The sequence below is a fragment of the Binatus sp. (SeqCode) genome, from assembly GCF_050013435.1.
GTDB lineage: Bacteria > Desulfobacterota > Binatia > Binatales > Binataceae > Binatus.
On sequence record NZ_JBEKFG010000044.1, the window covers coordinates 15,686 to 29,680 of the forward strand.

At 60.2% G+C, this 13,995-nt stretch carries 9 protein-coding genes and 1 rRNA gene; 4 read left to right on the forward strand and 6 right to left on the reverse strand.

What is annotated here, in order from left to right; translation table 11 throughout:
* Positions 1–12 precede the first annotated feature (12 nt).
* Both ABSB13_RS10365 and ABSB13_RS10370 read left to right on the forward strand, forming a co-directional pair.
* The gene (locus ABSB13_RS10365; RefSeq protein ID WP_428107922.1) at positions 13–2,532 is read left to right on the forward strand and encodes a Lon protease family protein; all 2,520 of its coding nucleotides are present in this window, start codon (positions 13–15) and stop codon (positions 2,530–2,532) included.
* A gap of 45 nt (positions 2,533–2,577) precedes the next feature.
* Positions 2,578–3,981: a nicotinate phosphoribosyltransferase gene (locus tag ABSB13_RS10370; RefSeq protein ID WP_428107923.1), complete on the forward strand. Its 1,404-nt coding sequence runs from the start codon at positions 2,578–2,580 to the stop codon at positions 3,979–3,981.
* A gap of 12 nt (positions 3,982–3,993) precedes the next feature.
* Here ABSB13_RS10370 and ABSB13_RS10375 read toward each other — a convergent pair whose 3' ends face one another.
* The 5 genes from ABSB13_RS10375 to ABSB13_RS10395 form a co-directional block, all read right to left on the reverse strand.
* Positions 3,994–6,138, reverse strand: a complete 2,145-nt coding sequence (locus ABSB13_RS10375; protein ID WP_428107924.1) for a hypothetical protein — start codon at positions 6,136–6,138, stop codon at positions 3,994–3,996.
* Between the two features lie 26 nt (positions 6,139–6,164).
* Positions 6,165–8,279, reverse strand: a complete 2,115-nt coding sequence (locus ABSB13_RS10380; RefSeq protein ID WP_428107926.1) for a hypothetical protein — start codon at positions 8,277–8,279, stop codon at positions 6,165–6,167.
* Between the two features lie 81 nt (positions 8,280–8,360).
* The gene (locus ABSB13_RS10385) at positions 8,361–9,992 is read right to left on the reverse strand and encodes a DUF8728 domain-containing protein (protein WP_428107927.1); all 1,632 of its coding nucleotides are present in this window, start codon (positions 9,990–9,992) and stop codon (positions 8,361–8,363) included.
* Positions 9,989–11,320, reverse strand: a complete 1,332-nt coding sequence (locus ABSB13_RS10390) for a hypothetical protein (RefSeq protein WP_428107929.1) — start codon at positions 11,318–11,320, stop codon at positions 9,989–9,991. Before ABSB13_RS10390 ends, ABSB13_RS10385 begins: the two co-directional genes overlap by 4 nt.
* 20 nt (positions 11,321–11,340) lie before the next feature.
* Complete coding sequence (locus ABSB13_RS10395) at positions 11,341–12,402, reverse strand: 3-deoxy-7-phosphoheptulonate synthase (RefSeq protein WP_428107931.1); 1,062 nt, start codon at positions 12,400–12,402, stop codon at positions 11,341–11,343.
* 221 nt (positions 12,403–12,623) lie between these two features.
* Here ABSB13_RS10395 and ABSB13_RS10400 point away from each other — a divergent pair, with 221 nt between their 5' ends.
* Entirely contained in the window at positions 12,624–13,256 is a 633-nt protein-coding gene (locus tag ABSB13_RS10400; protein WP_428107933.1) for an anti-sigma factor, read from the forward strand.
* A 29-nt stretch (positions 13,257–13,285) separates the two neighbouring features.
* Here the strand turns inward: ABSB13_RS10400 and ABSB13_RS10405 are convergent, their stop codons facing one another.
* Positions 13,286–13,423: a hypothetical protein gene (locus tag ABSB13_RS10405; RefSeq protein ID WP_428107934.1), complete on the reverse strand. Its 138-nt coding sequence runs from the start codon at positions 13,421–13,423 to the stop codon at positions 13,286–13,288.
* A gap of 473 nt (positions 13,424–13,896) precedes the next feature.
* Here ABSB13_RS10405 and ABSB13_RS10410 point away from each other — a divergent pair.
* Positions 13,897–13,995, forward strand: a 16S ribosomal RNA gene (locus ABSB13_RS10410); the annotation flags it as partial.

A 13,995-nucleotide genomic window follows, 5' to 3' on the forward strand; every position in this document is an offset into this window, starting at 1 on the left:
CCGCTACCAATTATGGCTGACAAGGGCGACCCCATCGCTACCGCCGCCAGCGCCGCGCTGATTCACGTACCGGCGCCCGCCGAGCTTGACGCTTCCGAACTCAAGGGACAGGCGCCGCTCGATGCAGTTTCGCTGGAGCGCGCCGCGTCCAGCGATGGCGACCTCGAGCTGTTCGGGCAGAGCCGCGCGCTTGACGCGATACGGCTGGCGATCGGAATCGACGCGGCCGGCTACAACGTTTTCGTAAGCGGCCTGCGCTCGCGCCATGAGCGCGAATCGGTGCTGCGCCTGCTCAGCGAAAAGGCCGCGACGATGCCGACGCCGGGCGATTGGGTGTACGTAAACAATTTTCGAAATCCCGAATCTCCGGTCGCCATCTACCTGCAGCCGGGCCAGGGAGTCGAGCTTCGCGCGCGGATGACGGAGCTCGTCGGCTTCGTGCTCGAGCAGTTGCCCAAAGCGTTTCGTCGCGAGGACTTCGACCAGGAGCGCGCGGCGCTGCGCGACAAGTACAACAAGCGCGGACAGGAACTGTTCGGAAATCTCGAGACGCGCGCGCGCGAGCGCGGCTTCGCCATCCAGAGCGCGCCGAGCGGGCAGGTGATCTTCATCCCGCTGATCGACGGCAAGATGCCCGAATCGCCCGAGGCGCTCGGCAAGGCGATGGCCGAAAAGACTGACGCCGAGCGCGAGCGGCTGGGGAAGGTGCAGGGCGAGCTGCAGGACGAACTCGGCATGTTGATGCTCAAGCAGCAGGAAATGATGCGCGAGCTGATCGACGACATCCGCGCAATCGAGCGCGCGTTCGCGGCGCGGCTGATCACCCCGTCAATTGAAGAATTAAAGCATCACTTTAATAATCCCGCGGTCGACGCCTACCTCAATGAAGTAGCGGAGCACATGCTCGGCAATCTCGATCGCTTCCGCGAAGCGCCGGCTGAACCGGGGCCAAAGCCGGTTGGGCCAATCGAGGACGGCGCGCGATGGTCCGACTACCAGGTCAACGTGATGGTCGATAACTCGGCCAGGCGCGGAGCGCCGGTGGTGCTCGAGGATGCGCCCACGTATCGCAACCTGTTCGGAACGATCGAGCGGTGGATCGATCCGCTGGGGCGGTCGGGGACCAACTTCACGCGGATCATCGGCGGATCATTTCTCAAATCGCACGGCGGTTTTCTGGTCTTCGATCTCGAAGATGCGGTGGTCGAGCCCGGCGTATGGAAAACGCTCAAGCGCAGCCTCAAGTCGGGGCGCATGACGCTGGAGACTTTCGAGCCGCTGCCGTTTTTCTCGATGAGCGGACTGAAGCCCGAAGCGATCGAGATTCACAACAAGGTCGTGGTGCTGGGCGGCGCGGATCTGTACAACCTGCTTTACTTCTACGAGCCGGACTTCGCGGACCTGTTCAAGGTCAAGGCCGAGATGCGGCCCTCGGTGGCGGCCGACGGCGCGGCGGCGGCGCATTATGCCGCGCGGGTGGGGACGCTGGCGCGCAGGGAGAATCTGCCGCCGTTCGAGGCGGGCGCGCTGGCCAAGATCGTGGAATTCGGGATGCGGATGGCGGGCGACAGATCGCGAGTGCTCGCGATGCTGGAACCGATAGACGATCTCGCGCGCGAGGCGGCGTACTTCGCGCGGATTGAACAGGCTCAGCGGGTTACCGGCGCGCACGTCGAGCGGGCGCTGGGCGAGCGGATGCTGCGGCTCAATTTTATCGAGGAAGAAATCCGCAGGCTGATCGGGGAAGGCACGCTCGTCGTTCATATTCGCGGCACGAGCGTTGGACAGATTAACGGGCTGGCCGTGCTGGACGTCGGCGGGTACAGCTTCGGGCGGCCGGCGCGCGTAACCGCGACCGTGGCGCTTGGGCAGGCGGGCGTGATCAACATCGAGCGCGAGGCGCGGATGTCGGGATCGACGCACGACAAGGGAATCATGATCCTGAGCGGATTTATCCGCGCGCGGTTCGGACAGCACCGTCCGATCGCGATGACGGCGAGCATCTGCTTCGAGCAATCGTACTCGGGAATCGACGGGGACAGCGCCAGTTCCACCGAGCTGTACGCGCTGCTGTCGGCGCTGTCGGGAGTGCCGCTTCGGCAGGACCTGGCGGTGACGGGGTCGGTCGATCAATACGGCACCGTGCAGGCGATTGGCGGCGTCAACCAGAAGGTCGAGGGCTTCTATCGCGTGTGCAAGGCGATCGGCCTGACAGGCACGCAGGGCGTGCTGGTGCCGCGCACCAACATCTCGAACCTCATGCTCGATCCGGAGACCACCGGCGCGATCGAGCGGGGGGAATTCCACATCTATCCGATCGATACGATCGATCGCGGAATCGAGACTTTGACGGGGGTGCGCGCGGGAACGATCGATGAGCCCGGAACGATCAACCATCTCGTCGATCAGCAGCTCAAGCGCATGGCTGATATCCTGCGCGAACGGCCGCTGGGCGAAACTCGCGTGGTGCAGGAGCCGGCGCCGAATCCATCGGCGCCCAAACCACCCGCGCCGCCAGAGCCTCCGCGCTAGCAGCGGCGGATTACATTTCTGGCGGGTGAGAAGGAAACATCGCGGATGACGATAGATCTACGACTCGACCCCGCAGAGGTAGCGCTGCTCACCGATCTCTACGAGCTTACCGTCAGCGCGGCGTTCTTTGAGCACGGATTCAACGACACCGCGTCGTTCGAAGTAGCGATGCGGCGGATGCCGCCGGGCCGCGGATTCATGGTCGCAGCCGGCATCGAACGGCTGGCCGAGGCGCTGGAGGAATATCGCTTCGACGCCGCCGCGATCGAGCATCTCGAGTCGTTGCAACTTTTCAAGCCGGATTTTCTTGAATTTCTTTCGAAGCTCCGCTTCACCGGTTCGATCCGGGCGCTTCCCGAAGGCACGATTTATTTCGCCGGCGAACCGATCGTGGAGATCCGCGCGCCGCTGATCGAAGGCCAGCTGATCGAGACGCTGGCGCTCAACCAACTCGGATTCGCTTCGATCGTCGCGACTAAGGCCGCGCGATGCTTTGTCGTCGCGGGCGGCAGGCGGTTGGTGGATTTCGGTCCGCGGCGCGCACAGGGCGCGGACGCGGCTCTGATCGCGGCGCGCTCGAGCTACCTGGCGGGCTTTCACGGCACCGCCAGCGTGCTCGCGGGCAAGCGCTACGGAATTCCCGTTTTCGGCACGATGAGCCACAGCTTCGTGATGGCGCACGATCACGAGCGCGACGCGTTCAGCGATTTTGTCTCGAGCTTCCCGACGCTGAGCACGTTGCTCGTCGACACCTACGATACGGTGCATGGCGTCGAGAATGCGGCCGCGGTCGGCGCGAAATTTCGCGAGGCGGGCGTGAAAATCCAGGGCGTGCGGTTGGACAGCGGCGACCTCCAGGAACTCAGCCGCAAGACCCGGCGGATTCTCGATCAGGCCGGCTGCGGCGACATCGCAATCGTCGCGAGCGGCAACCTCGACGAATACCGAATCGCGGAACTGGTCGACGCAGGTGCGCCGATCGATGCGTTTGGGGTCGGCGCCGCGCTCGCGGTCAGCGACGACGCGCCGGCGGCTGACTTCACCTACAAGCTCGTCGATTACAAGGATCGCGGCCGGCTCAAGACCTCGGCCGGAAAAATGTCAACGCCGGGCCGCAAGCAGCTTTTCCGCGGTTATGCGCCGAGCGGATCCTTCTTTGCGGACTTGATCGGAATTGTGGACGAGGGCGCGACTACCGTGGCACGCGAGTTTAAGCCGATTCCGGCGAAAACGGTTCAGTTGATGGAGACGGTGTTCGACCATGGCCGCCGGATAATGCCCCGTCCGACGCTGGCCCAGGCGCGCGAACGCCTGATGAACGGACTGACGGCGCTCGATGCCCGCTACAAGACGATCCGGCGGCCGGCGGAGTTTCCGGTGCGACAGACTGCGGCGCTCGGCGCGCTGGTGATCAGCGAAAAACTGCGCGCGGATAAACGCCAGGATTAGATCGCAGCTCTGCTACGGGTTCGGCGGTCCCAAGCCTGACAACACGCCGGCAACAAACGGCGTCGTCCGCTCGGGCGGCGGCGAATCCCGGATGCTCTGTGCGGCTGCCGCCAGGTGGGCGGAGTCGAAAGTCACCAGCAATGGCTTGATGAGGTTCAGGCGAGGACGGGAATCAGGCGTCCATCGCGTCGGCGCCGGATAATCGATCTCGGATGCGGTTGCACGGTAGCGCTCTATCAGCGGTCTCACGCCCTCGTACGAGCCAACGATGACGATGGCCACTTGGCCGCCGGGCGCCGGTCCGATTTGCCAGTCGATATAGGCGTGGGGCGTCGCATCGACCAGCCAGTCGCGCGCAATGAGATCGAGCCGCTTGAGTTCAAGTGGAGAAAGCTTCGCGAGGTCGTGTCCGTCGGCGAGATACTTACTGGCTGCCTCCAGGATCGTATCGAATCGCAGCGCGTTGGCGCGCGCTTCGACCTGCGCGGCTGGAAGTTTGGCGTATGCGGCGAACGAGTCGCGCGGGATTTTGTAAATCCACACGCCTTTTTCGTTCAGCGGTGCGACTCCGAGCGACGCGAGGGTTCGCTTGAAGCTCTCAAAATTTGTTTCCTTCGGGTCCGCGATTACGGCCTGCACGCCGAAGCGGGCGATGTAGGCCTTGAGTTGATCGCCAGCCTCGGGCAGATCGATCCCGCCGTAAAAATACTTCGTCACCGGCATTCGATTGAACTCGAACGGCGAGAATCCCGTCCATCCGCCGGCCATCCGGAAGTACATGCCGCTCTGCATTTGCCAGTTCATACTGTTGCCCTTCTGCCCCCACGGCAACGGCAAAATGATCTCGCGCGGTGACAATTCCTTCGCGTAGTTTCCGTCGGTGAAGAATGCGGGGATGTCGAGCCTGCTCACCCAGAACGATGCGTGCGGATTCGGCGCGATTGATGCCAGGATCACGGCGGCCGCCGCGCATTTCGTAAGCGTGCGCGCCGCCGACGCGGCGAACCACATCGCAATCATCACCCCCAGGATCAGAAACGTGTACATCATGAAGCGAACCGGCAGGATGTTCTCGATGAGGGGAAGATGCTGGAAGATGGCCCAGGGCATCGGAAACCCCAGCACTCCAGCAATGTGCAGAGTCGGGCCGATGGCGGCGATGATGATTGCAAGCAGCAAAATCGTGAGAAACTTGCCGGCCGCCGTCGGCCAGAAGCGGCGCCGGAATATCTCGACGAACACGATCAGCACGACGCCAAGATAGTCGCCGTTCTCCAGGATGGTGCCGGTAAAGCGGTCCGTGATCGCGGTCGCAAAATCGGCGCAGCCCCACCAGATGGTGTGCCACGGCACGAGGAATCCGATCAAATCTGCGCTGTACTTGCTCGGCGGCCAGATCGGCCCGCTCGGAAATCCCAAGGCGAGCAAGTAATAAAAATAAGGTGAGAGTATGGCCGTCGCAATCAAGTATCCGCCGATGGTGGGAATGATCAGGCGTCGGAGCCGGATGCGGGCGTCGCCACCGAAATACACAAGCGCAAGCAACAGTGAGAATCCGCAGACCAGCGTGAGGGTCGCGAAGAGGTCAACCGAACACAAAAATTGAGTGACCAGCAGCGCCGCCAGCCCAATCGCGAACCGTCGCGCCGAGATCTCGTCGTCGAGGCGTTTGAGCGTAATCAGCGCGATCAGTGGCACCGGAAAAATCGCGATACAAACAAGGTGGCCGAGTACCTGGCTAAGCATGTATGAAGAAAAACCGAAGATGTATCCGCCCAGGACCGACGGCCAGAACGCGCCCGTCACGCGCCGGCATAGCAGAAACGCTGCAAATGCCGCCAGCGCCGGCATCAGCATCACGATGATGTTGTAGGTTGCGGGCTCGCCCACCGTGATCTGTAGCGGGATCGAGATCCAGGCGGGGAGCGGGACGAAGGTCGTCCACGCCAGGTTGATTCCGAGCGGCGCCCAGACGAAATCGGTGATGAACGGGTTGAGGCCGTGCAGGAGCGAGAACCTCCACCAGTTGAAAAACCACATGGTCTGCGCGGGATCGGTATCGCGCCCAACGTAGTAGCCGGGATGCCCGATGAGCCCGCGATCAAGCAGAAGAGCCGCTAGCGCGAAGTAAAGCGCGAACGCTCCGAACGACTGCAATCGATGTCGCGCTTGATCCGACGAAGTCATCGGCGGGAATCCGCGCCGAGGAATGGCGTCGTCATCTCGGGCGGCGGCGAGTCCCGGATGCTCTGTGCGGCTGCCGCCAGATGGGTGGAGTCGAAAGCCACCAGCAATGGCTTGATGACATCCATTGGAGGACGGGAATCGGGCGTCCATCGCATCGCGCCCGGATAATAGATCTCGGATGCGGTTGCGCGGTAGCGCTCTATAAGCGGTCTCACTCCCTCGTACGAGCCACCGATGATAATGGCCACTTGGCCGCCGGGCGCCGGTCCGATTCCCCAGCCGATATAGGAGTGGCGCGTCTCATCGACCAGCCAGTCGCGCGGAATGAGATCGAGCCGCTTGAGTTCGAGCGGAGAAAGCTTCGCGAGATCGTGTCCGTCGGCGAGATACTTACTGGCTCCCTCCAGGATCGTATCGAATCGCAGCGCGTTGGCGCGCGCTTCGACCTGCGCGGCTGGAAGTTTGGCGTATGCGGCGAACGAGTCGCGTGGGATTTTGTAAATCCACACGCCTTTTTCGTTCAGCGGCGCGACTCCGAGCGATGCGAGGGTCTGCTGCCAAATCGGGAAATTTGCTTCCTTCGGGTCTGCGATTACCGCCTGCACGCCGAAGCGGGCGATGTAGGCCTTGAGTTGATCGCCGGCCTCGGGCAGAGCAATGGCGCCGGAAAAATAGTTAACCACCGGCATTCGTCGGAACTCGAACGGCGAGATCCCTGTCCATCCGCCGGCCATCCGGAAGTACATGCCGCTCTGCAATTGCCAGTACATGCAGTTGCCCCTGTCCCCCCATGGCAACGGCAAAATGATCTCGCGCGGTGACAATTCCTTCGCGTAGCTTCCGTCGGTGAAGAATGCGGGGATGTCGAGCCTGCTCACCCAGAACGATGCGCGCGGATTCGGCGCGATTGATGCCAGGATCACGGCGGCCGCCACACATTTCGTAAGCCTACGCGCCGCCGACGCGGCGAACCACATCGCAATCATCACCCCCAGGATCAGGAACGCGTACATCATGAAGCGCACCGGCAGCGCGATGGAAATCAACGGTAATCGCCCGGCAATCGCCCACGGCATGGGGATTCCCGGGCTGCCCGCCACCTGGAGCGTCGGGCCCATCGCCGCGATCACGATGACGACGAACAGGATCGTCAGAAGCTTCCCCACCGGCTCGCGCCAATACCGCCGCCGAAAGACTTCGACGAATAAGATTATCGCGATGCCGAGATAGGCGCCGTTCTCAAAAATGTTGCCCTGAAAGGTGCGTGTAATCCCGGTCGCGGCGCGTGCCGTGCCGAGCATAAGCGCTTCGGTGGGTACCAGGAATGCCAACAGGTCGGCTGAATAGGTGCCCGGTATCCAGATGGGAGAGTGAGGAAATCCTTGCCCCAGCAGGTAGAAGAGGTACGGCGATAGTACTACGCCTGCTATTGCGTATCCGGCTATGCCGGGTGCGATGAGACTCACCAGTCGCGCGCGAACGTCGCTGTCGAAAAGCGCGAGCGCGAGTAAAAAGGCCAGTCCGCCCACCATCGTAACAGTCGCGAAAAGTTCTACCGCACAAAGAAACTGAACTGTCAGCAATGCCGCGAGCCCAATCGCGTAGCGTCGCGGCGAAATCTCGTCGTCGAGTCTTTTCAAGGTCAACAGCACGATCAGAGGCACCGGGAAAACCCCGAGCTCAACCAGGTGGCCGAGTACCTGGCCAAGCATGTATGAAGAAAAACCGAAGATGTATCCGCCCAGGACTGACGGCCAGAATGCGCCCGTCACGCGCCGGCATAGCAGAAACGCTGCAAATGCTGCCAGCGGCAGCATCGGAATCACGATGATGTTGTAGGTCGCGGGCTCGCCCACCGTGAGTTGCAGAGGAATCGAGATCAACGATGGCAACGGTACGCAGGTCGTCCACGCCAGGTTGATTCCGAGCGGCGCCCAGACCCAATCGGTGATGAACGGGTTGAGTCCGTGCAGGAGCGAGAACCTCCACCAGTTGAAGAACCACATGTGCACTCCGGGGTCGGTCTCGCGCCCGATGAAGTAGCCGGGATGTCCGATCAATCCTCGCGCGAAGAAGAATCCGGAGACCAGCAGGTACAGAAGCGCCGCCAAAGTGTCAGGGCGCCAATCCGTTCGTGGACTTCCGGCTTCACCCGCCATTTCGCACCGCTGCACCGTCCACGTAAGTCTCACCTAGCGCTTTGGAGAAGGACCTTGGATTTCAAATAAGGTGTAATCGAGCAGCGGATCGCTGCGGTCCGTGTTGATTATGCTGTGTACCGGCGTCAAGCGTGCATTGATGCTCCTACCTTCAAACCCGCGGAGCTCCGATAACTCAGGGTCTTCTATTTGCGTAGGAAAGTCGACGATATATTTGATTTTGGCGCGGTCGATGTATTGCTCGACCTTTCCTTCGCGCACGTACGGATAGATTTGATCGTTTATCAGGCCGTCGAGATTGACAATTTTTCCGTCACTGAAAAATCCAACGATACCTGTGTTCCATCCTCCCATTCGGCCTGCGGGCGGATGATCTTGCAGATATTCCGCCATCTCCAACATATACCGCTGGGGATTCCAGGTCGGATCGTAGGTACTTGGAATGTTAACAACCACAAGCAGTGCGACGACGCCGACGACATAAGCGCGCGTTGCGCGAGAAGCTGCCTGCGCAGCTGGTCCTAGTACCAGCAGCACGGGGATCGCGAAACTGGCCGTGTACCAGGGCTGAAGAGCAGGATCGGCGCCATAGACCAGCAGGTACAGAACGATTGCGCACACGCCGGCGCCAGCAAGCAACTTGGAGTCATTCCCGCCGAGTTCTTCCCGTTCTGGCTCTATGTTCGTATCGTCACTCATGCCCAGCGCAGTGGCGCATAATCTTACCATTGCCGCGAGAATAGATAACCTGAAGATAAATTTGGATGTACGGCCCGACGACGTCATTGTCTGAATGAGGGTCCAGATTGGGCGCGACGGCGAGTATCCAAGCCTGCTTCCCCACAGGGCTTTAATCATCGCGCTGCCCGAAAGGAAATGCCCGCTGAACAGAAAAGTGTGCAAGAAGACCACAGCCAGGCCGACCGACGCACCTGCCAAACCGCAAGAACTTTTCAACAGATATTCGCTGTGACGATTCCAGAAAAATGCTATGGAACATGTCAGAAAGATAGCAAGCGGGAGCCCTCCAAAATCACTCCGCGCGATGCTACCGGCAAAACCGAGAAGGAAGATACCCAAAAGCATCGACCGATGTTCTCCGCGCCGCAGAAATATAGCGCTTACATAGAGAGCTGCCATCAGGATCACATAGGGATATTCCAGCAAGCCGGTACTCTGGAGTGTGAACGATGGAGCGGTGAGAACCAGAAATGCCGGAACCAGAGCGAAAGCTCCGAATTTCTCATATACGAAGTTTGTGATTATGAAGACGCTCAAAATCGAAAGAGCAAGACCAACAGCCATCCAGAATTTAATTGCCAGCCATGGACGGGCCAGTAACCCCGGGAAAAGACTCATTAGATAGACGTTCAAAAGATGAAATCCCGTGGTCGTACTATATCCTCCGTCAAACGACCATTTACCGGAGCTGAGGAAGTGCCGCGCAATCTGGAGCTCGTAGAATGCGTCATCTGCAATGAAGCAAACGAGCACCTTATGCGGAATGAAGATCAACCACACGTAATGGATAATCGCGAGCGCAGCGATCACACAGCTGACCGAGACAGGACCGAAACGTGTAAAGGGCTTGTCAGGCTCGGCTTGCACTTCGATTCCCTTCGCGCCAGGATTCGTCCCGCGCCGCTCCAGTTCATCCGTCTTCACGGCAAACCCGCCATGAATTGAGGATTGGACCAGTCCCAGACGCGCTCCGGATGTCGATCTATATCGACTGCCACGTTCCACCTGACGGGCGCAACCGATATCGCGCCCCGACCATTGATGGCGATGCTAAGCGCAAGCAACGAGAGCGCAGTGGCAATTTCAGCCCGGCTGAATTTCGCGTTATTGGCGCTTCGCAGACGCGCCGCGCATCCCAGTATCGCCAGCAGCACCAGCCACGGGATTGCGTCAGCCAGCAGGCGGGGACCATAGGAATACCCACCCCACCATACCGGCCATAGTGCTACCAACACCGTCTGAATAGCCACGATCGAGAGACTTAGTACTGCAAGTCGGGGGTACCGGATGGTCGTCCGATATCGAATCAACAGATAGAAAACAAAAATCAATGCCGGCATGAAGATGAACAGCCCGCGAGAGGGACTAATGAGAATCGCCGGCAACGTGGTTGCGATGCTATCGATAGAGATGCGTGAGTCCAGGTAGTAATCCGGAATCAACTTTCCAAAAGTGAACCACGAGTACACGACGAATCCGCCGAACCATGCCAGTCCAGTCAACGCGTAGCATATGAACCCGTTGCGGCAAAACAGGAACGTATAGACTGTGATGCAAATGATCGGGATCGCACCGGTCGGCCGCACGAAGTACATCCACGAGAGCAACGTCGCGAGAGCTATGGGATGAGCGCGTTTCGTGCGGCCAGTCTCGCGCCCCAACAGGTAGTAAGCGGCGAGCCCACCAAGGAATATCAGCCAGGTGTGCGACCACATGACTCGCGACGCCGTACTCCATATTTGAGTGCCGAAAGCGGCGCCGACTGCAACTATAAGGCTCGGTCCGACCCCGAGCATTTGAAGCGCGGTGTTGAAGACGACGACGGTGAACCCGGCCATCAGCAGCGCAGCCAGAAGGCGCTGCATAATTCCCTCGCCTAACGGGAGGTAGCGCCCATCCTGGCCGTAGCAATGCACGCCCAGTACATTCATCAGTCCCACAAAGGGTATCGAAAGGATCGAGGTTCCATTTGGATAACAATAAACGACGTTCCCGCGGACCCGGTCGAGCTGGTAAGTCAGAAACGCCGACTGGAGGGGTACCGAAGGAGACTCGCAGCGCCCGGATTCCCGGATCGGCCCGGGAAATTGGTAGGCGTTCATATAAACCGAGTGATTGCGAATGATGCTCTCGCTCAGAAGCATCGAGTAGCGAGCATCCGACAAGTCCCAGATTGGCGACAACATGAATACCACGGCCGTGACCATGAACAACCACAGCCCGACCCGGCGCGCCGTGAGCAGATCGGCCAAATCTCGAATCCTTGGTCCCTTCAAGCGGGGATTGCGGGAGCCGAGGCGAGTGCGGTGGCGGCGTCGAGGATGCATTGCTCGGTCGTTGGCCAATCGATGCATGGGTCGGTGACTGACACGCCGTACTTGAGCTTGGTGCGATCGGAGTTGAGCGGCTGGTTGCCCGCTTCGAGATTGCTCTCGAGCATCGCGCCCATGATCGCGCGGCTGCCGGCGCGCACCTGATCGATCAGCGTCCGCAGCACCGCGGGCTGCTTGGTGAAGTCCTTGCTCGTCTGCGCGTGCGAGCAATCCACCATCATGCGCGGCTCCAGCGCGGCACTCGCGAGCATCCGGCGGCATTCCTCGATACTGGCAGCGTCATAATTCGGCTTGCGTCCGCCGCGGAGCACAACGTGCGTATCGGGATTTCCCGAGGTGCGAATCACAGCCGAGATTCCGTCCTGGGTGATGCCGAGAAAAGAGTGCGGGCGGCGCGCCGATTGAATTGCGTTGATCGCAACCTGCAAATTTCCTTCGGTCGTGTTCTTGAATCCGACCGGCATCGACAACCCGCTGGCCATCTCGCGATGCGTCTGCGACTCGGTCGTGCGCGCACCGATCGCGGCCCACGCGACCAGGTCAGCGATATACTGCGGCGTGATCGGATCGAGCAGTTCGGTCCCCGCCGCCAGCCCCATTCGATTTATCTCGATCAACAATCGGCGTGCGATGCGCAATCCTTCACGCATATCGCAGCTGTCGTCCATGTGCGGATCGTTGATGAGTCCCTTCCATCCCACGGTCGTGCGCGGCTTTTCGAAGTAAACCCGCATGATCATGTAGAGCCGATCCGCGGTGGTGTCCTTCAGCTTCGCCAGCCGCCGGGCATAATCAATCGCCGCGTCGGGATCGTGTATGGAACATGGTCCGACGATACACAGCATCCTGCGGTCCCGCCCCGCCAGGATTGCGCGAATAGTCTCGCGCGCCTCGACCACGGTCCGCGCAATTCCCTCGTCCACCGGCATCTCGTTCTTGAGCAGATGCGGCGCGATCAGCGGTTCGGCGGCGAGAACGTGGACATCCTGAATTTGACGCATAGATGGCCCTTATTTTTATCCGAAAGGCCGCGGCTAACAAAGCCGCTGCCTATTGGGCATAATACCGTCGGATCGAATCCATGGACCTGACGCACAATGTCGTGATGGAAGAGGGCGAACCGGAACCTGGATCAGAAGGGCGGCGTAACAGCGGCGAGCCGTCTGCCGTTGGCCGGCCGCCGCGACTCCTGCGCGTCAGGCTCTGGCAGGCGATTGCGGGGATGTCTGTCGCAATCGCACTTGCGTCCCTTATCGTGATATCCGAACTCGCCGGTTCGCTCGCACGACGCACCAACTATGTGAATCGCCGCGTGGCGGCTCTGAATGCGATCGTCCGCGATCTGCGCCGGCAGACGGCGGTCACGCAGCGCAAGCTCGGCTCCGAGCGCGAACGCGCCACCGTGGGCGAGGTGTTTGAAAAAATTCTTTTCGCGCCAGACCTTCGTACGATCAAACTGGTCGCGCCCGCTGAGAAGGACAAGGAAAAAGACAAATCGATCGCGCAATCCGGCGCCCCCGTTCTCCCTTCCGGGCGGCTCGCTATGAGCGAGTCGTCCGGCGCTGCGATGCTCGAAGCGAGCGGACTCAAGCCAACCGGCGTCTTCGAGGTTTATCGCATCTGGTGGATGCCAAAACGCGGTGCGCCCATTTGGGCGGCGGATTTTCTCGTCGGCGACGACGGCCTCGCCACGGTTGCGGTGGATTTGCCGCCCGGCCACGAGAAAGAACCGTCGCTCTGCGTCACACTGGAGAATGAATCATACAGCGAAGCTCCCGCTGGTCCGATCGCGCTTAAAGGCGAAGCCTCGCCGGTATCGGGAACGGTGCAGAGTCCGCGCAAATCGCGGCGATGACCGCCGAGTCCCGCTGTCAACGGAATCGATCAGTCGGCGCCGACGAACTCGAGCAGAATCGCTACGCCCATGGCGCCGAGCGCAACCATCTCGGTGGCCATATCGGTGTTGTTCCAGAGGTAATAGAAGCCGAAGCCGAATGCCGCCATACCGAATAATCGTCGCATCCTGATGTCCTCGCGTGCAGTCTTCGACAATCTTCACGCACCGCGGCAATCCTGAACGAAGCAAACGACTAAATGTCGCGGCCAAACGACTTTGTGTTATAATACAAATGCGTTGCCTAGTCAAAGCAGGCGTGAGCGCTTGAGACCGCCAATGATTTTCTTTCGGTCGGGGGCTTTACTTCGACCGTCAATATGCGTAAATTGTTGCTCGGTGGCGCTTTACGGCGCGGCCTGTGGAAATTTCGCCTCAGAATCCTCACATAGCCGTTGACACGGTCCGGATTAAGAGAGTACAGTTTCCTTTCGCCCCAAAAGGGTTGGTCTTTGAAAACTGAATAGTAGTGCATGCCTTAATCGGCGGCGGGGGTCCAGGAATGGACCTGATGCCCGACCGATTTCTTTGATTTAATTGCGGTCAGTCCTGCCGTTCCATGACGCGTTAGCAGCGTCTCGAACGGTGGATATACTGAGCTATAATGGAGAGTTTGATCCTGGCTCAGAACGAACGCTGGCGGCGTGCCTGAGACATGCAAGTCGTGGGAGAAAGTCGTAGCAATACGGCTAGTAAACCG

Bases quoted from the DNA above. Each gene is read 5' to 3' on its own strand.
- ABSB13_RS10370 (WP_428107923.1), top strand. From the start codon at position 2,578: ATGACGATAGATCTACGACTCGACCCCGCAGAGGTAGCGCTGCTCACC.
- ABSB13_RS10405 (WP_428107934.1), bottom strand. From the start codon at position 13,423: ATGCGACGATTATTCGGTATGGCGGCATTCGGCTTCGGCTTCTATTAC.
- ABSB13_RS10365 (WP_428107922.1), top strand. From the start codon at position 13: ATGGCTGACAAGGGCGACCCCATCGCTACCGCCGCCAGCGCCGCGCTG.
- ABSB13_RS10395 (WP_428107931.1), bottom strand. From the start codon at position 12,402: ATGCGTCAAATTCAGGATGTCCACGTTCTCGCCGCCGAACCGCTGATC.
- ABSB13_RS10400 (WP_428107933.1), top strand. From the start codon at position 12,624: ATGTCTGTCGCAATCGCACTTGCGTCCCTTATCGTGATATCCGAACTC.